This window comes from Streptomyces sp. NPDC058678 (assembly GCF_042714835.1).
Taxonomy (GTDB): Bacteria; Actinomycetota; Actinomycetes; order Streptomycetales; family Streptomycetaceae; genus Streptomyces.
The window spans coordinates 1-22,502 of sequence record NZ_JBHXSG010000033.1; the positions used below are offsets into that span (position 1 = coordinate 1).

General features: G+C 72.1%; 20 protein-coding genes and 1 pseudogene. 13 read left to right on the top strand and 8 right to left on the bottom strand.

Annotated features, from left to right (window positions below):
• Window positions 1–96 precede the first annotated feature (96 nt).
• Window positions 97–264 (bottom strand): hypothetical protein, encoded by a 168-nt coding sequence (locus tag ACFWWR_RS27130; RefSeq protein ID WP_383873972.1) that lies wholly within the window; start codon window positions 262–264, stop codon window positions 97–99.
• Between the two features lie 202 nt (window positions 265–466).
• On the opposite strand from ACFWWR_RS27130, the gene ACFWWR_RS27135 reads away from it, so the two are divergent.
• The 3 genes from ACFWWR_RS27135 (at window position 467) to ACFWWR_RS27145 (ending at window position 4,135) form a co-directional block, all read left to right on the top strand.
• The gene (locus ACFWWR_RS27135) at window positions 467–2,044 is read left to right on the top strand and encodes an SDR family oxidoreductase (protein WP_383873970.1); all 1,578 of its coding nucleotides are present in this window, start codon (window positions 467–469) and stop codon (window positions 2,042–2,044) included.
• Between the two features lie 73 nt (window positions 2,045–2,117).
• Window positions 2,118–3,491: a cryptochrome/photolyase family protein gene (locus ACFWWR_RS27140; protein WP_384305763.1), complete on the top strand. Its 1,374-nt coding sequence runs from the start codon at window positions 2,118–2,120 to the stop codon at window positions 3,489–3,491.
• Between the two features lie 203 nt (window positions 3,492–3,694).
• On the top strand, window positions 3,695–4,135 hold the full coding sequence (locus ACFWWR_RS27145; RefSeq protein ID WP_383873965.1) for an SPW repeat protein: 441 nt from the start codon (window positions 3,695–3,697) through the stop codon (window positions 4,133–4,135).
• Between the two features lie 98 nt (window positions 4,136–4,233).
• Here the strand turns inward: ACFWWR_RS27145 and ACFWWR_RS27150 are convergent, their stop codons facing one another.
• The gene (locus tag ACFWWR_RS27150; RefSeq protein ID WP_384305766.1) at window positions 4,234–5,013 is read right to left on the bottom strand and encodes a phosphotransferase; all 780 of its coding nucleotides are present in this window, start codon (window positions 5,011–5,013) and stop codon (window positions 4,234–4,236) included.
• A gap of 133 nt (window positions 5,014–5,146) precedes the next feature.
• Here ACFWWR_RS27150 and ACFWWR_RS27155 point away from each other — a divergent pair, with 133 nt between their 5' ends.
• Together ACFWWR_RS27155 and ACFWWR_RS27160 are read left to right on the top strand one after the other, a co-directional pair.
• Window positions 5,147–5,413: a GlsB/YeaQ/YmgE family stress response membrane protein gene (locus ACFWWR_RS27155; RefSeq protein WP_383873959.1), complete on the top strand. Its 267-nt coding sequence runs from the start codon at window positions 5,147–5,149 to the stop codon at window positions 5,411–5,413.
• A 281-nt stretch (window positions 5,414–5,694) separates the two neighbouring features.
• A complete protein-coding gene (locus tag ACFWWR_RS27160; protein WP_383873956.1) occupies window positions 5,695–6,576 on the top strand; it encodes a GNAT family N-acetyltransferase in 882 nt (293 codons plus the stop codon).
• 5 nt (window positions 6,577–6,581) lie between these two features.
• On the opposite strand, the gene ACFWWR_RS27165 is transcribed toward ACFWWR_RS27160, so the two are convergent.
• Window positions 6,582–7,514, bottom strand: coding sequence for an NAD-dependent epimerase/dehydratase family protein (locus tag ACFWWR_RS27165; protein WP_383873954.1), 933 nt, complete (start codon window positions 7,512–7,514; stop codon window positions 6,582–6,584).
• A 62-nt stretch (window positions 7,515–7,576) separates the two neighbouring features.
• A complete protein-coding gene (locus ACFWWR_RS27170; protein WP_384305769.1) occupies window positions 7,577–8,536 on the bottom strand; it encodes an NAD-dependent epimerase/dehydratase family protein in 960 nt (319 codons plus the stop codon).
• Between the two features lie 136 nt (window positions 8,537–8,672).
• Here ACFWWR_RS27170 and ACFWWR_RS27175 point away from each other — a divergent pair, with 136 nt between their 5' ends.
• Window positions 8,673–9,380 carry a TetR/AcrR family transcriptional regulator gene (locus tag ACFWWR_RS27175; RefSeq protein ID WP_383873948.1) on the top strand — a complete coding sequence of 236 codons (708 nt, stop codon included), beginning with the start codon at window positions 8,673–8,675 and terminating at the stop codon, window positions 9,378–9,380.
• A 66-nt stretch (window positions 9,381–9,446) separates the two neighbouring features.
• Here ACFWWR_RS27175 and ACFWWR_RS27180 read toward each other — a convergent pair whose 3' ends face one another.
• Entirely contained in the window at window positions 9,447–10,223 is a 777-nt protein-coding gene (locus ACFWWR_RS27180; RefSeq protein ID WP_384305772.1) for a GNAT family N-acetyltransferase, read from the bottom strand.
• Between the two features lie 158 nt (window positions 10,224–10,381).
• Between ACFWWR_RS27180 and ACFWWR_RS27185 the strand changes: the two genes are divergently transcribed.
• Both ACFWWR_RS27185 and ACFWWR_RS27190 read left to right on the top strand, forming a co-directional pair.
• Complete coding sequence (locus ACFWWR_RS27185; RefSeq protein WP_384305774.1) at window positions 10,382–10,867, top strand: nucleoside deaminase; 486 nt, start codon at window positions 10,382–10,384, stop codon at window positions 10,865–10,867.
• A gap of 36 nt (window positions 10,868–10,903) precedes the next feature.
• A pseudogene (locus ACFWWR_RS27190) lies at window positions 10,904–11,093 on the top strand (class I SAM-dependent methyltransferase); the annotation flags it as partial.
• A gap of 101 nt (window positions 11,094–11,194) precedes the next feature.
• Here the strand turns inward: ACFWWR_RS27190 and ACFWWR_RS27195 are convergent.
• On the bottom strand, window positions 11,195–11,905 hold the full coding sequence (locus tag ACFWWR_RS27195) for a chaplin (protein ID WP_383873940.1): 711 nt from the start codon (window positions 11,903–11,905) through the stop codon (window positions 11,195–11,197).
• Between the two features lie 281 nt (window positions 11,906–12,186).
• On the opposite strand from ACFWWR_RS27195, the gene ACFWWR_RS27200 reads away from it, so the two are divergent.
• Window positions 12,187–13,785: an alpha/beta hydrolase gene (locus ACFWWR_RS27200; protein WP_384305778.1), complete on the top strand. Its 1,599-nt coding sequence runs from the start codon at window positions 12,187–12,189 to the stop codon at window positions 13,783–13,785.
• 143 nt (window positions 13,786–13,928) lie between these two features.
• Window positions 13,929–15,035, top strand: a complete 1,107-nt coding sequence (locus ACFWWR_RS27205; protein WP_383873934.1) for a chemotaxis protein — start codon at window positions 13,929–13,931, stop codon at window positions 15,033–15,035.
• 37 nt (window positions 15,036–15,072) lie between these two features.
• On the opposite strand, the gene ACFWWR_RS27210 is transcribed toward ACFWWR_RS27205, so the two are convergent.
• A complete protein-coding gene (locus ACFWWR_RS27210; RefSeq protein WP_383873931.1) occupies window positions 15,073–15,486 on the bottom strand; it encodes an SsgA family sporulation/cell division regulator in 414 nt (137 codons plus the stop codon).
• A gap of 412 nt (window positions 15,487–15,898) precedes the next feature.
• On the opposite strand from ACFWWR_RS27210, the gene ACFWWR_RS27215 reads away from it, so the two are divergent.
• Complete coding sequence (locus ACFWWR_RS27215; protein WP_384305781.1) at window positions 15,899–17,329, top strand: PP2C family protein-serine/threonine phosphatase; 1,431 nt, start codon at window positions 15,899–15,901, stop codon at window positions 17,327–17,329.
• A 54-nt stretch (window positions 17,330–17,383) separates the two neighbouring features.
• Here the strand turns inward: ACFWWR_RS27215 and ACFWWR_RS27220 are convergent, their stop codons facing one another.
• Window positions 17,384–18,877 (bottom strand): hypothetical protein, encoded by a 1,494-nt coding sequence (locus ACFWWR_RS27220; RefSeq protein ID WP_384305784.1) that lies wholly within the window; start codon window positions 18,875–18,877, stop codon window positions 17,384–17,386.
• 244 nt (window positions 18,878–19,121) lie between these two features.
• On the opposite strand from ACFWWR_RS27220, the gene ACFWWR_RS27225 reads away from it, so the two are divergent.
• Window positions 19,122–20,264, top strand: coding sequence for an aminoglycoside phosphotransferase family protein (locus ACFWWR_RS27225; RefSeq protein ID WP_383873922.1), 1,143 nt, complete (start codon window positions 19,122–19,124; stop codon window positions 20,262–20,264).
• Window positions 20,265–20,534: 270 nt separating this feature from the next.
• Window positions 20,535–22,502: an N-acetylmuramoyl-L-alanine amidase gene (locus ACFWWR_RS27230; RefSeq protein ID WP_384305787.1), complete on the top strand. Its 1,968-nt coding sequence runs from the start codon at window positions 20,535–20,537 to the stop codon at window positions 22,500–22,502.

Genomic DNA, 22,502 nt, shown 5'->3' on the forward strand with positions numbered 1-22,502 from the left:
CCTCCGTGCGGTGAAGATTCGACACCTCCACCACACACGGAGGCCTTCGCCATGTTCAAGCCCGGTCAGCGTTAACAACGCTCGTGATCAATACACCTAGTCCTCGTCGTGCGCCGGCACCACCACGAGGAACGCGTCCGACTTCAGGTCCATGACGACCTTCGCCGGTTCGCCCTCGGCGCGGCGCGCCGCCGCGTACTCCTCCGCCGGCCACGATCCGCGCGGAGCCCCCGCAGGAAACCGCTCCAACACCTTCGCGCCCATAGCGGCAGCACCTCCAGCTCGACTCTCGACTTCCAGAACGACCACTCTCGTACGACTCGCCTGCCCGCGAAGTGCCCGGGCATGTGTCGCTCTGTGCACCCCATCGGATACGCCCGACGAAATCCACGCAAATCGCCGCGTCCGATCCGGTCCGTTCGGTGGAAGGGATGACGGGGACACAGAACCGAGGGAGCGAGGCGTGATGAGCACGGACGATTCCGGACCGGGACTGCGCTGCCTGGTGACCGGCGCCACGGGGTACATCGGCGGCCGGCTCGTACCGGAGCTGCTCGCCGAGGGGCATCGGGTGCGCTGTCTGGCCCGCTCCCCCGGAAAGCTGCGCGATCACCCGTGGGCGGGCGACGTGGAGGTGGTGCGCGGGGACGTCACCGACGCCGCGTCCGTCGCCGGGGCGCTGCGGGACGTCGACGTCGCCTACTACCTGGTGCACGCCCTGGGCACCGGCAACCGCTTCGAGGAGACCGACCGCGAGGCGGCACGCGTCTTCGGCGAGCGGGCGCGTGCCGCGGGGGTGCGACGCATCGTCTATCTGGGTGCTCTCACCCCTCTGGGCGTGCCCGAGCGGGAACTGTCGCCGCACCTGCGTTCCCGCGCCGAGGTGGGCCGCGTCCTGCTGGACTCGGGCGTTGCGACGACCGTGCTGCGGGCGGCCGTGGTCATCGGCTCCGGCTCGGCCTCCTTCGAGATGCTGCGCTACCTCACCGAGCGACTGCCGGTGATGGTCACCCCGAGCTGGGTGCGCACCCGGATCCAGCCCGTGGCAGTACGGGACGTGCTGCGGGCGCTCGTCGGCAGCGCGCGCATGCCGGGCGACGTGAACCGGGCCTTCGACATCGGCGGCCCGGACATCCTGACCTACCGGGACATGATGAGCAGGTACGCCGCCGCCGCCGGGCTTCCGCGCCGCATCATCGTCCCCGTCCCCGTGCTCACCCCCGGCCTCTCCAGCCACTGGGTCGGGCTGGTGACCCCCGTCCCCGCGGCGATCGCACGCCCGCTCACCGAGTCGCTGCGTCACGAGGTCGTGTGCCACGAACACGACATCGCTCGGTACGTTCCCGATCCGCCCGGCCACCCCATCGGTTTCGACGAGGCCGTCCGGCTGGCGTTGCAGCGCGTCCGGGACGCCCAGGTCGCCACCCGCTGGTCGTCCGCCTCCGTTCCCGGCGCCCCGAGCGATCCGCTGCCCACCGACCCCGACTGGGCGGGCGGCAGCCTGTACACGGACCACCGGGAACTGCCGGTGGACGCGTCCCGCGAGGCACTGTGGCGGGTGATCGAGGGAATCGGCGGGGACAACGGCTGGTACTCGTTCCCGCTCGCCTGGGCGGTGCGGGGCCGACTGGACCGGCTGTTCGGCGGGGTCGGCCTGCGCCGGGGGCGCCGGGACGCCGTCCGGCTGCGGGCGGGCGACTCGCTGGACTTCTGGCGCGTCGAGGAGATCGAGCCGGGGCGGCTCCTGCGACTGCGGGCGGAGATGCGGCTGCCCGGTCTGGCCTGGCTGGAGATGTACGCCGAGACGGAGGGCGAGGAGGAGGGCGGGGCCGGCCACGCGAGCGGCGACACAGCGCACCCCGAGGGCCGCACGCGCTACCGCCAGCGCGCCCTCTTCCACCCGCGCGGGCTGCTGGGGCACGCCTACTGGTGGAGCGTCTCGCCCTTCCACGCCCTGGTGTTCGGCGGCATGGCCCGCAACATCGCGAAGGCCGCGGCCCGCGCGCCGCTCACACCCACGCCCGACCGGACGCCCGCTCGCTGATCACCGCATCCACGAAGGCGGTCACACCGGAAATAGACCACCGACACCGTCCCCTCGCCCCGGAGCACGCGTCATGAACGTCTCGGTCGTCCTGTTCACCGCCGACCTGCGCCTGCACGACCACCCGCCCCTGCGGGCGGCAGGCGACGGGCCCCGCGAGGTGGTGCCGCTGTTCGTGCGTGACCGGTCCGTGGACAGGGCCGGCTTCGCCGCCGCCAACCGGCTGGCGTTCCTGGCGGACTGCCTGCGTGAGCTGGACGCCGGTCTGCGCGAGAGGGGCGGCCGGCTCGTCGTCCGTTCCGGGGACGTGGTCGACCAGGTATGCAGGGTGGCCGCCGAGGCGGACGCCGACGAGGTGCACCTGGCGGCCGACGTCAGCGCTTACGCGCACCGGCGCGAGCAACGCCTGCGTCTCGCCCTGGAGGCGCAGGGGCGTCGGCTGCACGTGCACGACACGGTGACCACGGCCGTCGCGCCGGGTGCGGTCGCCCCTGCGGCCTCCGACCACTTCGCCGTCTTCACCCCGTACTTCCGCCAGTGGTCCGACCGGCACCTGCGCGACACTCTCCACGCACCGCCTGCCGTTCGGGTGCCGGACGGCATCGGCTCCGAGGAACTCCCCGCCCGCGGCGGCCTCTCCGGAGTGTCGGAGGGACTGCCCCGGGGCGGCGAACAGGAGGGCAGGAAACGCCTGTCGGCATGGCTGCGTGACGGCGTCGCCGCGTACGAGGACCGGCACGACGACCTCGCCGGTGACGCCACCTCACGCCTGTCACCGCACCTGCACTTCGGCACCCTCTCCCCCGTCGAGCTGGTCAACCGGGCGCGCCGGACGGGCGGCCCCGGCGCCGAGGCCTTCGTACGGCAACTGGCCTGGCGCGACTTCCACCGGCAGGTCCTCGCGGCACGGCCGGGCGTCGCCACCGCCGACTACCGCACCAAGCACGACCGTTGGCGGTCCGAACGCACGGCCCGCGAGGACGTCGAGGCATGGAAGGAGGGCCGCACCGGCTACCCGGTGATCGACGCGGCGATGCGCCAGCTGCGGCACGAGGGCTGGATGCACAACCGCGCACGTCTGCTGACCGCCTCCTTCCTCACGAAGACGCTGTACGTCGACTGGCGTATCGGCGCCCGGCACTTCCTCGACCTGCTGGTCGACGGCGACGTCGCCAACAACCAGCTCAACTGGCAGTGGGTGGCCGGGACCGGCACGGACACCCGCCCCAACCGGGTCCTCAACCCGACCGCCCAGGCCAGGCGCCACGACCCCGACGGGGCGTACGTGCGCCGCTGGGTGCCCGAACTCGCGGGCCTCACCGGGCCGTCGGTGCACGAACCCTGGAAACTCCAGGGCCTGGACCGGGCGGCGGTCGACTATCCGGACCCGATCATCGAGCTGTCCGACGGACTCGCCCGCTTCAGGCGTGCCCGTGGAGGCGAGTGAGGAGGCGGCCCACCGGCAGGCCGGGTCTCACCTCGCGGCACCGGACCCACGCGGACCGGCCGGCCCAGCCGGGTCCGGCCGACTGCACCAAGGGCTGCCCACCTCTACACATAAAGGATTAATAAGAGCAGAATGAGCTTACGCGGCGTTTACCGCATACCGCACCAGACGCGGTCGGGCCAGCAAGTCAAAGGAGACTAGTCATGGCCAACGTCTCGCACACCCGAGGTGACATCACCACTCACCCCGATGCTCCGGAAATGCGGGAACGCTACGCCCGCATGCTCGGTGGTCGCGATGTGGCGCTCGTGGACGGACCGGTGTTCCTGCTCGGTCTGTACTGTGCCGTGTCCCCGTGGATACTCCACTACACGACGAGCCAGCCCAACCTCGTGACCCACAACCTGATCGTGGGCATAGCGATCGGTCTGCTGGCCCTCGGGTTCACCCAGACTCCCGAGCGCATGTACGGCCTGAGCTGGGCCATGTGCGCGCTGGGCGTGTGGATGATCGTCTCGCCGTGGATCGTCGGCGAGAGCCCTGACGCCGGGGTCATCTGGAACAACATCATCATCGGTGCCCTCGCAGTGATCCTTGGGCTGATGTGCATCGCCACGGCGGCGAGGAGCGCCCCGCGGGCGTAGGCACACCCCGCGACGAAGGACAGACGTACGCCCAGGCCGGTCCGCGCCCGCGCGGACCGGCCCTCGCGCGCCTGGCCAGGGAGCACACGGTGCTGACGTCAGGCCAGCCGGGCACCCAACTCGCGACGGTGCTCGGCGACCCACTCCCAGGCGCCCCGCACCTCGTCGACGGCCCCGGCCTCACGCAGGGCGACCATGGCCGGTTCCCCGCGGTCCGCGCCGGCGTCGATGCCCCGCCGGCAGCGGTCCTGCCACCACAGGACCGTGTCGACGAGGCCGCCCCGCTCGACGAGTCCGTAGGCGTCGCACACGACACGGATCCGGCGCGCCGCCTCCGGCACGTCCCTCACCCCCGGGCCAAGGTCCAGGTACTGCCAGCACAGGTGGGCGACATCGTGGACGCGCTCACCCGGAGCCGCGAGATCCCAGTCGACGAAGGCCAGCGGGCGCCAGTGGTCGCCTCGCACGGCGTACACGGTGTTCTTCGGGGCGAGGTCGTTGTGACACACGACGTCCTTGTCACCGGCCGACGGCGTGCCGTGTGTCAGGTCGTGGAAGGCGCGGACGAGTCGGGCGACACGGACCAGGCTCGCGTCGGTGCGGGCGGCGGCCCGGTCCCGCGAGGTCAGGGCCGACCGCCCCTCGATGTAGCCGAACGTGTCGCGGCCCTGCGCGTCCGTCCCCAGGAAGCGCGGCGCACCCGCCCACGCCCGCCGCTCGAACAGTGCGAGCAGTTCCCGCACGTAGGCCGACCGTGCCGTCGATGTACGTCGCACGGTCGCGCCGATCCGCACGACCTCGCTGACGGCACCGCCTTCGAGGGCCGTCTCCTCCACCCCGACCGCCTCCCTGCCACCGCTCGACTCCGATGGTTCCACACGATCACCGTGACCGCGCCCGGCCTTGGCCAGAGGTGGAAACGGGACCGGACTGTCCGCGGTTCCAGGGGGCACACGCACTGATGCGGAGGTCTTGACACAGACGCTTGGATCTTGACGAAAAGGGGCGGAGATGGAGATCGACGGCATTATCAGTGCCATCGTGATCGGCATCGTCATCGGTGTCCTGGGCCGGCTCGTGGTCCCCGGGCGCCAGCGCATCGGGATCCTGTGGACGATCCTCGTCGGCATCATCGCCGCGCTGATCGGTTCCGCGATCGCCGGCGCGCTCGACGTGGCCGACACCAACGGCTTGGACTGGGTCGAGTGGCTCATCCAGATCGGCCTCGCCGCGCTCGGCGTGACCGCGCTGGACCGGTCGAAGGCGCGCCGCCGCTGAGGCGTGCGACCGGCGGCGGATGGCCGGCGGCGTACGCGTAGGGCCGGCCGAGGGCGTGCAAGGACACGGCGCGCACGGCTGGGCGCCGAGTGGGAGGCGAGGCGCGACCTGCACAGGCAGGGCGCGCCTCGCCTCCTTCGTGCACCCGGCGCGCACCACGAGGCGGCCCCGGACCGCGCCCGGCGCCCCGCGAACCGACGCCCGGGAATTGCGTTGCGGACAGCACGTCACGACGGCTAGCTTCGGCCGCTCGTGCCCGAATCAACCGTGACGGAGCCCCGTTGACCCCCCGCATCACCCCGCTCGCCGATCCCGAGGCCGGCGCCTCCAGCCGTCGTCTGGCCTGGCTGGCCTCCGGAACCGAGGGGGTTCCGCTCGGGTCCGCGTTCCTCCGGTTGTTCACCAGGGCGGGCCAGGAGCACCTCGCCGAGGTGGACATCGCGGTGCACGGCGCGGAACGGCGGCGTGGTGTCGGCACGCGACTGCTGGAGGCCGCCGTGGCGGCGGCGCGCGAGGATGGGCGGCGGTCGGTCCTCGCGCAGGCCGAGCGGGACTCCCCCGCCGATCTGTTTCTGGCGGCGCGGGGCTTTCGCCGGGTGCTGGGACTGACGTACGCCCGGCTGCCGCTGGCCGACGCCGACCTCGCGGCGGTCGAGAGGCTTTCCCGACTCCCGCGCCCGGGCTACCGGTTGACGGAGTGGGACGGCACCGTCCCACCCGAGCTGGCGCGGTCCTACGCCGACGCGCGGCGGGCCATGGACGACATGCCGATGGACGGCACCGACTACGGCACGGTCGTCTGGGACGTGGAACGTGTGGTCGCGGTGGCCGAGGCGGTCGCCAAGCGCGGGGACCTGCTGCACACCGTCGCCGCCCTGGACGGGTCCGACGGCTCGGTGGTCGGGTTCTCCGAGCTGGTCGTCCCCGGGGAGGGCCGGGGCGACGGCCAGCACTACGGTACGGCGGTCCTCCCCGACCACCGCGGCCACGGCCTCGCCCGCTGGATGAAGGCCGCCTCGATCCTCCGGGCCCGCGCACGGCACCCCGAACTCGCCGGGCTGTGCACCGACACGGCGGACAGCAACGGGCCGATGCGCGCGGTGAACGAGGCGCTGGGGTACGTACCGACGCATCGGGCGGTGGAGTACCAGCTCGACCTGTAGGCCGCTCACCGAGCCGTGCCCCTCATCGCCGCGAGGCCGTCCCGGGTCGACGGATGCACCGGTGCCCACCCCAGTTCCCGCTCCGCCTTCGCCGTGGAGACCCGCAGGGTCGTCGACATCATCGTGTGCGCGTACGACATCGGCTTCATCAGCCACAGCGGTACGGTCATCGGCTTCGGCAGTCCGAACTCCTCGGCCACGCACAGCACATGGGACCGGAAGCCGAGCGGCGTACGGTCGGCGACGTTGTACGCCTGGCCGGGCCGGCCGCGTTCGACCGCGGCCACCACCGCCCGTGCCGCGTCGGTGAGGTCCACCCACGGCAGGACCCGGCCGTGGTCGTCGGGCACGGGCAGCTGCCGCCTGCGGAGCAGGGGCAGGAGGGCGTCGGTGCCACCGGGGCCGTAGAACAGGCCGAAGCGGAGAGCGATGCCCTCCAACCCGCTGGTGCCGAAGGTGAGTCGCTCCTTCGTGCGCATGGCCGCGAGGTGCCCTTCCAGTTCGGGCGTGGTGCCGTGCGGGCCGAAGGGGTCGTCCTCAGTGACCTGGTGGTCGCCGTGGTCGCCGTAGCCGTATCCGAAGACCATCGACTCGGTCACGAAGCGGCGGGCGCCGACGGCCTGCGCGGCCTCGACGAGGTGGGCGGTGCCCTCGGTGCGCAACGCGTTGGTGGCGTGCATGTCGCGGTGGCGCATGGGGGCCTTGCGCAGGGCGGTCGCGGCGTGGATCACCGTGTCGAAGCGGTGCCCGTCCACGGCTCGGAGCAGTGCGTCGCGGTCCATGAGGTCGGCGCGGAGGCCGGCCGCCGGTCCGCGGCCGAGACCGGTGACCTTGTGGCCGGCCTCGGTCAGGGCGTGCGCGACGTGTCGCCCGAGTACGCCGGTCGCGCCCGCGAGGAGGATGCTCTGCTTCTGGTGGATCGTGTCGTTGGTCGCCATGACAGTGCGACGGACGGGGCCGCCTGAGATGTGACATCCCGGCGGCGTCTACCGCCGTCCCGTCACTGCTGCGCGAGCCATTCGCCGTACCAGGCCACGGTGGCGTCGACCGTCTCGGTGAGCGGTGTCGGGCTCGCGCCGAAGGCCTGCTCGAAGGCGGAGGAGTCCACGATCTGGGGCTCGATGTGCTGGTAGAACATCTCCGCGTACTCGGCGACGAACTGCTCGTCGAACGGCCCGAAGGGGCGGAGCTCCGCCATGATCACGACGTCCAGCGACCGGCCCACCCGCTTCTCGATCATGGTGAGGATCTCGCGGGTGCTGACCGCGGGCGCGGTCGGCAGGTGCCAGACACGGCCGTCGCCCTCCGGACGCTCACCGAGGATCGCGAGGCCCCGGGCCACGTCGGCGATGTTCGTGTAACTGTGCGGCAGGTCGATGTCCCCGAGGCCGAGGACCTGCCCGCCGGTGAGCGCGCCCGGGAAGACGGCCGCGCCGAGCGACGAGTTGAGCACCCCTGGGCCGACGAAGTCGGCGGACCGGCCGAGGGCGACCCGGGCGCGGCCCTCGCGATGCGCGGCGAGGTACTTCTCGTCGAGCTCCGCGCGCATCCTGCCCTTGCCGCTGGTCGCCTTCCACGGGGAGTCCTCGGTCATCACCGCTCCCCCGGTCTCGCCGTACGGGTAGAGGGTGTCGAGCACGACCAGTCGCGCACCAGTGGCCGCGACGGCCGCGAGAAGGGCTTCCTGGACGCGGGGCATCACCTCTGCCTGGAGGTGATAGGCGACATTGACGCAGTGGTACACGACGGCGGCTCCGGCCATGGCCTCGCGCGCACCCTCGACCGTGCTGACGTCGGCGGCGTACCGCTCGACCCCTTCGACGGCGGGCCCCTGCCCCTGGCGGTCGACCAGGCGAACGGCGTGGCCGCGGCGCACGAGTGCGCGGGCCAGCGCGGTGCCGGCGGGGCCGGAGCCCAGGACGGTGTGCAGGGAGCGAGCGGCGGTGGCGTGGGCAGTCATGGTGATCCCTTTCCCTGGAGGAGCGAGTACCCATCACTTCTGTTAGAGACTGTAACTCTTATGAATATATCTAGCAATAGTGTGGGTTTCGACCTGCCATTAAGGTGTGTCACAAGCATCGAGAGAGGAGCCGCCCATGGCCGGGAGCGTGCAGAGTCCGAGGGCCCGATACCGCGAGCAGACGCGCATGGAGATCAAGGAGATCGCGCTCGGGCAGCTGGCCGAAGGGGGTACCGCGGCCGTGGCCCTGAGCCGGATCGCCAAGGAGGTCGGCCTCTCGGGACCGGCGCTGTACCGCTACTTCGACAGCCGTGACGCGCTGCTGACGGACCTGATCCGTGACGCGTACGCCGACCTGGCGGCGGCCGTGGTTGCAGCCGGGGAGGTGTTGACGCCGGACACCTCACCGCGCACGCGGATGCGGGCACTCGCGGCGGCCTGCCGGGGGTGGGCGGTGAGTCAGCCGCACCGCTATCTGCTGATCCAGGGCACGCCGGTGCCGGGTTATACGGCGCCACCGGACACGCTCGACAGCGCGCGGGCGGTGCTCTCGCCCTTCTTGCGGGCCTTCGAGGGGGCCGAGCCGTCGGCGGCGGTGGCGCCGGTGGTGGCGCAGATGAAGGCCTGGGCGGACGACGATCCGGCGGTGGCCGCCTGGGCGCACGGGCATGTGGCCGCCGGGGCCGAGGGCCCGGCGCTGGCCGGAGCGGTGCTCGCGTGGGCGCACCTGCATGGGGCGGTCAGCCTGGAGGTGTCGGGTCAGTTCGCGGGCATGGGCCATGACGGAGGCACACTGCTCATGGCCCAGATCGACGCGCTGGCGGACGCGTTCGCCCTCGACTGAGCCACGACGGGGGCGCGCCGGGGGCGCGCCGGGGGCGCGCCGGGGGCCGTACGGGAGAAGCGGTGGCTACGGCACGTACACGTACGGCGTCGTCGTGGTCAGAGGATGAAAGCCGAGGCGCTCCAGGATGGGCCTGCTCTGGCTTGTGGCGTCGACCTGGAGGTAGCGGTAGCCGCGGTCGACGGCGGCGCGGGCCCGCTGGGCGACCAGGGCTCGGTAGATGCCGCGGCCACGCCAGGCCTCGACGGTGCCGCCGCCCCAGAGGCCGGCGAAGCGGGTGCCGGGCACGAGTTCCATGCGGGCGGCGCTGACCGGTGTGTCACCGTCGAGCGCCACGACGGCCACCACGGTGTCCGGGTCGTCCGTCAGCCGGGCGAGCAACTGGTGGCGCAGCCGGGAGCTGTCGGTGCCGAACGCCTTCTCGTGGACCTCCGCCACGAGGTCGACGCCCGCCCGGTCGGTGGCCGGAAGGAAGCGGATGCCCTCGGGCGCTTCGACGTCCAGGGTCAGATCGGCGACCTCGGCGATCATCAGGGTCTCCTCCGGCTCGGGCGTGAACCCGGCGGCCGCGAGCCGCGCCCCGAGGTCCATGGGCAGGTCGTGCCCGTAGAGCTTCCACTCGAAGTCGAGGCCGAGCCCGGAGTAGTGGTCGATCTGCGCGGCGATCGCCGCGTCGGCATCCGTCTCGTCCAGGTCCGACCAGACGACGCCGTTCCAGCCGTGCGCGTCGGAGACCTGACGGACCACGCTCCCCGCCCGCTCGATCCGTGCACCGGGACCGTCCGGCTGAGCGCCTTCACGCAGGTCCCGGTCGTACAGGGCGAGTATCGCGGCATGATCCATGCGCTCACTCCAGCACCGGGGCCCTGTCAGAGCAACCGCTTTACCGGTCCTCCCCGTTCGGCGCCGCCCCGCCGCGAGTCGCTCCTGCCTTTCCGGCCGCGCGCCGACGGCCGTAGTCTGCGCCACGGGGATCACGTCACGAGGAAGGGTTCTTCGCCATGACCGTGAAGGACGCGGAGCTGCCGTACCTGCGCCGCTGTGTGGAGCTGGCGGCCCGGGCACTGGAGGTGGGGGACGAGCCGTTCGGGTCGGTGCTGGTGGGCGCTGACGGCACGGTGCTCGCCGAGGACCACAACCGGGTGGCATCCGGCGACCGCACCCGGCACCCCGAGTTCGAGCTGGCTCGCTGGTCAGCGGCCCGTCTGACGCCCGAGGAGCGGGCGGCCGCGACCGTGTACACCTCGGGCGAGCACTGTCCGATGTGCGCGGCCGCGCACGCCTGGGTGGGCCTCGGGCGGATCGTGTACGTCGCCTCGTCGGAGCAACTGGCCGAGTGGCTCACCGAGTTGGGGGTGCCCGCGCCGCCGGTGCGCACCCTGCCGGTCAACGAGGTCGCACCCGGCGTGTCGGTGGAGGGCCCGGTGCCCGAACTGATCGCGGAGGTACGCGCCTTGCACCGCCGCTTCCATCGCGGCGAGCACTGACGGCCACACGGTCCGTAACCGGCGAGCCGCGTTCATGAGAACATGCCGACCTCTCGCATCGGGCCCGCGTCGCGCCGGCCGGGCGGCCCTGTCGACCCGGACGTCGTCACGGAGGTGTTCGCGCCACTGCCCGGAACTGACCGTCACCCGTATCGACGCCGACCCCGCCCTGCCCGACTACGGGGACTCGGGAACGGTGCTGCTCACAGCGGTGTCGGCGGCGTGATCACGTGGACGACGTGCGCCGGGCGACCGCGTCGCCGCTGCGGCGGCGGAGGCCCCACCGGTCGTGCCCGGTGGGGCCTTCCGTGCTCCGTCGAAGGACGGTCAGCGCATCGCACGCGGGCGGGAGCGCCGGTACACGACCGCTCCGCCGAGGATCAGCGCCGCGCTCCCCACGATGGCGGACAGGGCCTGGTCCGCGCCCGTCTCGGCGAGTTCGGCGGTGAAGTGCGGCTGCGGGGCGGGCGGCGGCGCCTGCGGGCCGGCGTGCGCCCTGGGCGACGGTGTCGGCTTCGGCGCCGGCTGCTCGGGCGCCCGGGGGCCTTCGGGCCGACCGCCGGAGGTGTTCACGGACTCGTTGCCGACGGCCGCGTTGCCGATGCCGACGACGTTCGCGCTGTTGCCGCTGAGGTTGACCGGAACGTGGACCGGCAGTTGCGCAACGTTGCCGGACAGCACACCCGGTGAATCCTTTCCGACTCCGTTCGCGGTCGCCCCGCCGTCCGTGGCCGTCCTTTCGGGCGTCCCGGCCGCGTCGCCGCCACCGCCGCCACCGCCGCCCCCGTCGCGCCCGTCGCGCCCGTTGGCACAGCTGTTGCCCACCGCCGGGTTGAGCAGCCCCACCACGTTCACGGTGTTCCCGCACACGTTCACCGGGATGTGCACCGGGATCTGGACAGTGTTGCCGGAGATCACTCCGGGCGAGCCTGCCGCGGCGCCGTCCGCGCCGGAGCTCGCGTACGCGGGCATCGCCACCGCCATTGCGCCGGACGCGGCGGCGACGGCGATCACACCGTTTCGAGTAACCCGTCTCATGGGGTCCCTGCCTTCCAGACATGGTCGCGGGCACTCGCCCGCACCGGATAGAACGGCGGGTGAACCATCCGAGTTATGGCTTATCGACCTTTCACCCCATCGAGTCACGGTCATCGAACTGTCGGCAAAACCGTCGTATGCGCACGAAGGGGCACAGGGTAGGGCACAGGCCGACGTCCCGCTCGTCCGGAGGCGGGCCCCGCGACGTACGCCTATCGTGATCGAGGGCGCTCGGACCGGGCGCCGGTCCCGGTCCGCGGCAGGCGTCCCTGGAGGCATTCATGCCGGCCAAGCTGTCGACTCGGCCCACGCTCCGGCGCTGCGCGATCACCGCGGGCGTCGGCCTGGCCCTGCTCGGCGCGGGTCTGCCGACTTCGTCCGCGGACGACACCGAGGCAGGCCTGGCGCGGTTCTACCGCCAGAAGGTCGCGTGGTCGAAGTGCGACGGCGTGGACATGCCCGAGGACCTCCAGTGCGGGAAGGTCACCGTCCCCCTCGACTACGCCAGGCCCCGGGCCGGCACCCTCGAACTGGCCCTCGCCCGCTATCGCGCGACGGGGAAGTCGCGCGGCTCGGTGCTGCTCAACTTCGGAGGCCCGGGCGGCGCGGGCGTCAGTGAACTCGCCGCCGGCGGCAAGGACTTCATGGGTCTGACGAACGGCTACGACGTGGTGTCCTTCGACCCCCGCGGCGTCGGCCGGTCCTCGCCTGTGACGTGCGGCAACGGCTCCGCCGAGGTCGCGGTGGACGAGGACGCGGACATGGACGCCGATCCGCAGGGCGTCCTCAGGCAGTTGCGGAAGGCCGCCCGCACCTGCGCCGAGCACTCCGGGCCCGTGCTGCCCCACATCGGCACGGTCAACGCCTCGCGCGACCTCGACGTGATGCGCCAGGCCGTCGGCGACAAGAAGCTCAACTACCTCGGCTTCTCCTACGGAACGCGGCTCGGCGCGGTGTACGCGGCCCAGTTCCCCAAGAAGGTGGGCCGGATGGTGCTCGACGGCGTGGACACGCTCACCGAACCCCTCACCGAGCAGGGCGTGGCGGGCGCCGCGGGTCAGCAGACCGCGCTGGAGGACTTCGTCGCCTGGTGCGTGGAGGACATCGCCTGCCCCTTCGGTACGGACGCGCGCACGGCCCGGGAGGAAGTCGAACGTCTCGTCGAATCGCTCGACCAGGACCCGGTGCCGACCGACTTCGGCGAGGAGTTCACCGGGCAGGACCTCGTGGCCGCCATAGGCCAGGCCCTCTACAGCAGGGAGTTGTGGCCGTCCCTGCAGCGGGCGCTCGCCGCGCTGGTCGAGGACGGCGACACCCGCCCGCTCCTGTGGTTCTCCGGCGGCGGTTCGGGCGTCCGTGCCGGTGACGGCGTCGCCCTCCGCGCCGACGACGGGACGGACGGCGGCCTGGTCGACCAGGACGACGTACCGCTCGACAATCTTCCGGCGGCGCTGATGGCGATCAACTGCGCGGACGACCCCGACCGCCCCGGCGCCCGCCGGATCTCCCAGCAGCTCGGCCGGCTGCGCGCCGAGTACGAGCAGGCGTCTCCGGTGTTCGGCCGATACCGGCTCACCGAGGTACTGATGTGCTACGGCCGCCCCAAGGGCACCGATTTCATCCGCGACGACGTCCGCGACGTCCGTACCCCGAAGATGCTCCTGGTGGGCACCCGGGGCGACCCCGCGACGCCGTACCGCTGGACCGTGGAGACGGCCGAGCGTCTGGGCGACTCGGCCGTGGTGCTCGACAACAAGGGCGAGGGGCACACCGGTTACGCGTCCTCCAAGTGCGTGCACCGCAAGGTCGACACGTTCCTGCTGTACGGCACCCTGCCGCCGGACGGCAGCTCCTGCGGACCGGAGCGCGACGGCCACTGACGCACGCCGCGGCCGGTCCGGCCGCTCTCGGACCGACGGCCACGGCGTCCGGCGATTCGAGCCACGCCGGAAGCGAGTTGCCGGGATCGCCCTACTTGATCACCCCTGATGCCCGATCGGCGATTCGGCCCTATCGTGCTGTTATGGAGCACGCACTCAGTCCCACGACCCTCACCGAGCTGCGGCGCCCGCGCCCCTATCCGGCCGTGTCGGTGCTGACGCCGACACATCGCCGGGAGCCCGAGAACGCCCAGGATCCGGTCCGGCTGCGCAATGTCGTGGCCGAGGCCAAGAAGCAGCTGGAGGCCGATCCCGCGATCCCCCGGGACCGGCGCCTCGACGTCGCCCGGCAGCTCGACCAGGCCCTCACCGAGATCGACCTGACGCACGCCGAGGACGGCCTGGTGATCTTCGCCGCCCCGGGTGAGCACCAGGTGTGGTCACTCGCCCGCCCCGTGCCCGAACGCGTGGTGCTCTCGGACACCTTCCTGACCCGCAACCTGGTCTCGGCGCAGGCCGCCGAGCAGCCGTTCTGGGTGCTCTCGGTCTCCGCCGACCACGTCACCCTGTGGAGCGGCGGCACGGACCGCGTCACCGAGGACCGCACCGGCGGTTTCCCGCTGACCAGGCTGACCAGGAGCCGCGAGAACTTCGACGCGGAACGCCAGGAACGGGTCGGCGACCAGCCGAGCACCTTCCGGGACGAGGGCACCCGCCAGTTCCTGCGCGAGGTGGACACCGCGATGAGCGCGGTCCTGCGCGAGGCGCCCAGGCCGCTGTACGTCACCGGCGAGACGGCCGCGCTGTCCCTGATGGACGAGGTCGGCAGCGTCACCAAGAGCGCCGTCCACGTACCGCACGGTGGGCTCGCGCACGGCACGCCCGACGCCGTGTGGCAGGCGGTCCGGCCACTGGTCGCCGCCGAGGCGCGCAAGAACACCGACTCGGTGACGCGGGAGCTCGAATCCGCCCGCGGCCACCGGGCGTTCGCGGCCGGTATCGACGAGCTGTGGCAGAGCGCCCGCGAGGGCCGCGTACGGCTGCTGGCCGTCGAGGAGAACTTCCGGGTGACGGTCCGTGACGACGGCGGGGACCATCTGATCCCGGCCGTCAGCGGCGACCTGGACGCCCGCGAGGACATCGTGGACGAGATCGTCGAGCAGTGCCTGGAGACCGGCGCCGAGGTGCGGTTCGTGCCGGACGGCACGCTGGCGGACGCGGACGGGATCGCGGGCGTCCTGCGGTACTGAACCCCGTCACACCACGGCACTTCGGTACCGCCACACCTCAGACGCCGCCGAAGAGCGAGGTCAGCCCCTGCTCGACGGCGGCGCCGAGGTCCTCCTGACCGGCGCCCACCACGGCGTACGACCGCAGCAGGAACCGGCGCAGGGCCGCGGTGTCGAACCGGAGCAGAGCCAGACCGCGCGGTGAGTGGAGTTCGACGACCGTGCGGGCCCGGCCGCACGGCCACAGGTGCACATCGCCGTCCCCCGCCGGGCCGGTCAGCCCGTCCTCCAGCAGGGCGCGGGCGAAGGTCCAGGTGACCCGCTCGCCGTCCAGGGCGACCTCGGGCGGGAAGTCGACGTACACCGCCAGCGGGTCCGCGGAGGTGTAGCGGAGCGTGGCGGGAACGGGCAGTTCCTGGCTCTCCGCGGTGACCAGTCGGGCGCGGGCGGGCTGCTCGAGTGTGATGTCCATGCTTTTACGAGCTCGTAGGTGCCGTTCGCATTACGCCGAACCCGCCATGAGTTGATGTGACCTGCGTCACAGACTACTCCCGCGCCCCATTCCCCACCCCGCCCCCGCCCCCTGGCAGGACCCGTTCCACATATGCCACACTCCCTAGAACACACGGCCGTCGAACACACAAATGAACACGGCACCGGCCACCCCGAAGACCTGCAAGTCACGTACCTCGACTACGACTTGACCCACCCGGTGCCGTACGCCAGACGTACGTCGACCTCACCCCGTGAAGACTGTGGCATATGCCAGAAGCACCACCGTATCGGGTGTCGCCGAATCCCTTACAGGGCGTCGCGGGCTGTGCAACAGTCGTAACGGTCCTTCCGCCCACCTTGGTCGTACCGTCCCCGCATCGGAGTGCGTCATGCCGTCCCATCTCTCTGCGGACCGCCCAGCCGCCCAACCGCCAGAAGGCAGTTCGGTCGACGCGCTCATTTCGCAGGCGCGCCGGCTCAAGGGCGACGTGGACGCCGTTCGCCGGGACACGCAGGGTGACGGTCTGGACCCGCAGGAGCGTTGGCAGCGCGCGCTGTGCGACCTCGCGTTGCACCAACTCGACGACCTGGACGAGCACTTGGCACAGCTGCGGGACGGCCCGCCGCCCGTGCCCGCGTCACCCGAGGCGGCCCCCGCCGTCCGAGCCGTGCCGCCCGCTCCCCGGCGCCGCTCGCTGCTCAGCCGGGTCGGCAGTGCGGAGTGGAACCTGCTGACGGACGAGGCCAGTTGGTCCGGGGAGCTCTACCAGATCCTGGGCCGGGACCCCGCCGCTCCCCCGCTGACCCTCGACGAACTGCCGTCGCTGGTGCTGGACGAGGACCGGCCGAAGCTGACGGCGATGGTCACCGACTGCCTCGTCGACGCCAAGCCCATCGACGGCGAGTTCCGCGTACTGCGCCCGGACGGCGGCGTACGGACCGTGCACATGATGGGCGAGCCCGTGCTCGACACCGACGGAAGCACCGCGTCCATGTGGGCGGTGCTGCGGGACGTCAGTGAACTGCGCCGCAGCCAGCGGGCGGTGAGCGAGACCCGTGACTCGTTACAACGTCACCGGCACCGTGCGCAGGCCGAGCACCGGCTCGCGGTCGAGCTGCAGGAAGCCGTGCTGCCGCCGTGGCGCGGCTCCCTGCGGCTCCCGCACCAGGGACCCGGGACGCTGGACCTGGCGGCCCACTATCTGCCGTCGTCGACGAGCGCCACGATCGGCGGCGACTGGTACGACGCGCTGGAACTCGCCGACGGCGAGACCCTGCTCAGCGTCGGCGACCTCACCGGCCACGGAGTCGCCGTGGCCTCGGGCATGGCGACCCTGCTGGGCGCCGTACGCGGCATGGCGATGGCCGGCACCCAGCCGGGTCAACTGATGGCCTGGCTCAACCAGTTGCTCGACGCCACCGTGCAGCCGGCCCTCGGCAGCGCGGTCTGCTGCCGCTACCGGCCCGACAACCGCACCCTGGTGTGGGCCCAGGCGGGACACCCCGCCCCGCTGCTGTTCCGCGACGGGACGGGGCGCAGGCTGCACGCCCCGGACGGCGTCCTGCTCGGCGCGACCTCGGGAGCCGTGTACGAACAGACCGAGGAGACCCTCCGGCCGGGCGACCTGCTCCTGCTGCACACCGACGGACTGGTGCCCCGGCACAGCGGTGCGGCGGCGGTGAACCGCCTCCTCGACCTGGCCCCGCGGTTCGGCGAGGCGCGCACCGCACAGGACTGCGTACGGCTGGTCGTGGAGGAGTTCGGCGAGGCCGAGCGCGAGGACGACGCCTGTGTGCTCGTCGCCAGGGTGACCGCGTGACGTCGACCGCGGAACGCGGGGGCACGGCACCCTGTTCCTGTGCCTTGCCGGTTCCTATGCCTTGGCGCTGCTGCCGCTCTTCCCCTTCGTCTTCGGCAGCGCCAGCCTGATCTCCTCCCGCAGCTCGTGGATCCTCGGGTAGCCGGAGTACTCGGCGGTGAGCCGGTACATCTGCCCCAGCCGGTCCCAGGTGCGGCGCGAGGAGTTCGACCCCATCGCCATCAGGGCCAGCCGTGCGTACCGGTCCGCCTGTTCGGGGTCGTCCGCGATGAAGCAGGCGGAGGCCATGGACAGGTGATCGAAGATCTTCGACCGCTCCCGGCCGTCGATCCGCAGGGCCAGGGCCTTCTCCGCGTAGTACTGGGCGTGCACGGCCGCGCCCGGCTCGTGCTCCGCCAGTGTGCGGTAGGCCAGGGCCTGCATGCCGTACAGGTCCTCCTCCTTGAAGGTCTGCATCCAACTCGGCGGTGGCACGTCGCCCCGGTCGGAGACGAAGAGGTCCTCCGCCTGTCCGAGGGTGCGGCGCATGGACTGGCCCTTGCCCATGGAGGCCTGTGCCCAGGCCTCGATGGTGTAGAGCATCGCCTTGGTGCGGGGCAGCACCTCGTCGCCGGAGCCGGACTGGGCGAGCTTCATCAGGTCGAGTGCGTCGTCGGGCCGGCCCAGGTGCACCATCTGGCGAGCCGCCCGGGAGAGCGCCTCCCCTGCGCGGGGCCGGTCGCCGCCTTCTCTTGCGGCATGGGCGGCGATGACGAAGTACTTCTGGGCCGTGGGCTCCAGGCCGACGTCGTGCGACATCCAGCCCGCGAGGACGGCGAGGTTGGCGGCGACGCCCCACAGGCGCCGCTGGAGATGGTCGGGGTGTCGGTAGGCGAGCATGCCGCCCACCTCGTTGAGCTGGCCCACGATCGCCTTGCGTTGCAGTCCGCCGCCGCGGGCCGCGTCCCAGGCCCGGAAGACTTCGACGGAGCGCTCCAGCTCCTCGATCTCCTGCGATCCGATGGGGGCGGCCTCGTAGCGGTCGAACCCGGCGGGGTCGGCCTGCAGGGGGTCGTCGAACTGTGGAGCATCGGCGGTCAGGGCCGGATCGGTGTGCAGCCAGTCGTGCATGGCGCTGCTGAGTGCTGATCCCGCGGCGAGCGCGGCACCCGCGCCCACCAAGCCGCGTCGGTTGAGCATGAGGTCCATTCCCGTGAATTCGGTGAGGACCGCAGCAGTCCGCTCGGGCGCCCACGGCACTCCGTCGGGATGTTCCGCACTCCCGGCGCTCTGCCGTTTCCCCGCACGCCCGTGCCGGACCAGACCGAGGTCCTCCATGGTCACGACACGGCCGAGACGCTCGGTGAACAGAGCCGCCAGCACCCGCGGTACCGGATCGCGCGGGATCTCTCCCATGTCGATCCAGCGCCGCACCCGGGAGGTGTCGGTCGAGAGCTGGGGGTGGCCCATGGCCGCCGCCTGCCGGTTGACCAGCCTCGCGAGTTCGCCCTTGGACCAGCCGGCGAGGCCGAACAGGTCCGACAGACGGGTGTTGGGTTGTCCGCTCACGTCAAGCCCCCAGGTACTCGGCTGAGTTGAATGTAGCCCGGTGAGAGTTGCCGGGCGACTATTCGCCAGGCTTCGCCAGGGCACGCCAGATGGTGTGCCACTGGGCATCCGGTGTCAGGTAGGAAAGCGCCACCCCGACCCGGTCGCCGTCTCGGAACAAGGGATGCATTCCCCAGGGTGCACCCGGGCGACCGGGCCGGGCAGCGCACTGTCTCGCAGGCACACGAAGGGATCTGTTTCGCCCATGTACGCAGCATCGTCCTCCGTGTCCGCCCCGCCCCGGTCACTGCACCCCCGTCCGGCGGGTGGCGGCGGCCCCTACCTCGACCCCGCGCGTCCGGCGGCTCCCGTGCTCGGTGCGGGCAGGACGCGGCGCGTTCCAGGGGTCGGCACCCAACCCCTCAGCGGGAGACTCGACTTGTCCGGCCCTCAGGGCGCCCAGCTGCGCACGGCGATCGCGTCGGTGCACCGGATCTGCCCGGAGTTCGCCCCGGTGCAGGTGCTGCGCCGCAGCGGACGCTCCGTGCTCCTGGTCGGTACGACAGGACGCAGCACCGCCGTCGCCAAGTGTTTACTGGACCACTCGCCCGCGTGGGCCGAGCGGATCCGTCACGAGATAGCCGCGTACCGCTCCTTCGTCCGGCACCGCCCTCCGGTGCGTGTGCCGAGACTGATCGCGGCGGACCCGGACAACTGCACGCTGGTGATCGAGCGGATGCCGGGCCGGGTGGCGGCACTGCACCGGCACCCGGCGGAGGCCCCGCCCCGGGCGGACATCCGGGCGGCGCTCGGCGCGATCTGCCGGCTGAACGCCTGGCGGCCGCCGGCGGGCACCTTCGACGCCCCGCTCGACTACGCGACCCGCATCAACCGGTACCACGAGCTGGGGCTGCTCACCGACCGGGATCTGGGCGACCTGCAAAAGCTGCTGCACGGCATCGCGGCGAGCGCGGGCCGGCACGGCATGGGCCAGTTCTGCCACGGCGACGCACTGTTGTCGAACATCCTCCTGTCACCGGCCGGTCCAGTGCTGGTGGACTGGGAGCACGCGGGCTGGTACCTGCCGGGCTACGACCTGGCGACGCTGTGGTCGGTCCTCGGCGACGCGCCGGTGGCCCGGCGGCAGATCAGCCAGATCGCCCAGTCCGCGGGCCCGGCCTCGCGGGACGCGTTCCTGGTGAACCTGATGCTCGTCCTGACCCGTGAGATCCGTACCTACGAGATGGCCGTGCAGCGTTCGATGCACGACACGACCCCGGCGGCACCGGGAATGGCCCACCCGGGTGCTGCGCCGTCCGGCGAGGAACAGCGGCTGCTGCTCAGGCGGCTGCACGACGACTGCCAGCTGGCCCGCCGGGCCGTGCGCGCGGCGGTCGGCACTCGCTGACGGGGACGACGGTCCGCGGTGCGCCAAGTCAGCGGCGTACCGCGGACCGTCGTATGTCCGGATTCACGGCTCGTCCCTTACGGCCCAATGGTGTACGCCACTGACGCTCCGCAGGCCCGCGGGGCACCGCCGCGAAACTCCCCAGCCACCTGGGCTGATGAGGGAAATTGCCTGCTCCTGGGCATCATTGACGGATCGTCGGCAAGCCGGTACCACTGACGGACCCGGCCCCGCACGGCGCATCGCGCTCGACCGTCCCAGGAGGCTGCATTGCGAGAATCCGCCACCGCCACCGACCGAGCCGCCGGGCACAGACGTATCCGCAGGACCGCGGGCGCGGTGGGCTGCGCCGCCCTGCTGCTGCCGCTGCTCGGCGCGGCCCCGTCCGACGCCCACGCCTCGGCGGCCGGCCTGCAGTCGGCGTTCGCCTCCGCGGCCGCCGAGTACCACGTGCCGCAGAGTGTGCTCCTTGGGGTCTCCTACCTGCAGTCCCGCTGGGACGCGCACGCCGGGGCGCCCAGCGTGACCGGCGGCTACGGCCCGATGCACCTCACCGACGCCCGTACCGCACTCGCCGAGGCATCGCCGCACCACAGCGAGGGCACGGAGGACGCGCGCGGCGACAGCGCCCGCCCGCCTGTGCACCCCGAGGCGAAGGTGCCGGAGAACGCCGACCTCCCGGCCCGTCTCAGGACCCTGCCGAAGGCGGCCGGGCTCACCGGTCTGCCCGCCGATCAGTTGCGGACCGATCCCGCCGCGAACGTGGCCGGCGGCGCCGCGCTGCTCGCCGCCGCCCAGAAGGACCTCGGCGAACCACTCAGCAAGGACCCCGCGGACTGGTACGGGGCGGTGGCCCGCTTCTCCGGCGCGGACGACGGCGCGACGGGCGCGGCGTACGCGAACGACGTGTTCGACGTGCTGCGCACCGGCCAGCGGCGCACCACCGACGCCGGTCAGCAGGTCACCCTGGCCGCCCAGCCCGATCTCGCCCCCGACGCCGCGCAGCTGACGCGGACGGGACTGCGCACGCCCGCCGCGGACGGCACGGAGTGCCCGAAGACGGTGTCCTGCGAGTGGATCCCGGCCCCCTACGAGGAGTTCGGCGAGGGCGACTACGGCAACCACGACACGGGGAACCGTCCCGCCTCGCAAAGCATCAAGTACATCGTCGTCCATGACACGGAGGGCGCCTGGGAAGGCGTCCTCGACCTCGTGCAGGACCCGACCTATGTGTCGTGGAACTACTCGCTGCGCTCCACGGACGGCCACATCGCCCAGCACGTGAAGGCCAAGGACGTGGCGTGGCACGCGGGCAACTGGTACGTCAACGCCAAGTCGGTCGGCCTGGAGCACGAGGGCTTCCTGGCCAGCCCCGACGCCTGGTACACGGAGGCGATGTACCGGTCGTCGGCGCGGCTGGTGGCGTACCTGGCCAAGAAGTACGGCGTCCCGCTGGACCGGCAGCACATCCTCGGCCACGACAACGTGCCCGGTCCGACCGCGGGGACCATCGGCGGCATGCACACCGACCCTGGCCCGTACTGGGACTGGCGGCACTACTTCAACCTGCTGGGCCGTCCCTTCGAACCCACGGCCGGCAAGAACGGCGGCCTGGTGACGATCCGCCCCGACTATGCCACCAACCGGCCGGGGTTCACGGGCTGCGTCGCCAAGGGCGAGCCGTGCGTGGCCCACGGGTCCAGCGCGGTGCGGCTCCACTCCGGGCCGGGCGAGTCCTATCCCCTGATCAGGGACATCGGTCTGGGCACGACGCCGAGCACCGGGGTGAACGACCTGTCCTCGCGGGTCTCCACCGGCCAGCAGTACGCGGTCGCGGGCCGCGACGGCGACTGGACGGCGATCTGGTACCTCGGCCAGAAGGCCTGGTTCAAGAACGCCAAGAAGAAGCCGACCGCGGTGAACGCGACCGGCCTGGTGGTGACGCCCAAGGACGGGCTGCCGAGCGTCCCGGTCTACGGTCGCGCCTACCCGGAGGCGTCCGCCTACCCGGCGGGAGTGCCCGCCCAGACCGTGTCGCCCCTGCCGTACAAGCTGCTGAAAGACCAGAGGTACGTGGTCGGGGACAAGGTGCCCGGCGAGTACTACTACGCGGTGACGTTCGACGAGGCCTCCCACCAGGTGGTGGCCGGCGAGGACCTGTACTACGAGATCCAGTTCGGCCACCGGGTGGCGTTCGTGCGCGCGGCGGACGTCCGCGTGGGGCAGTCGGCCGGGTAG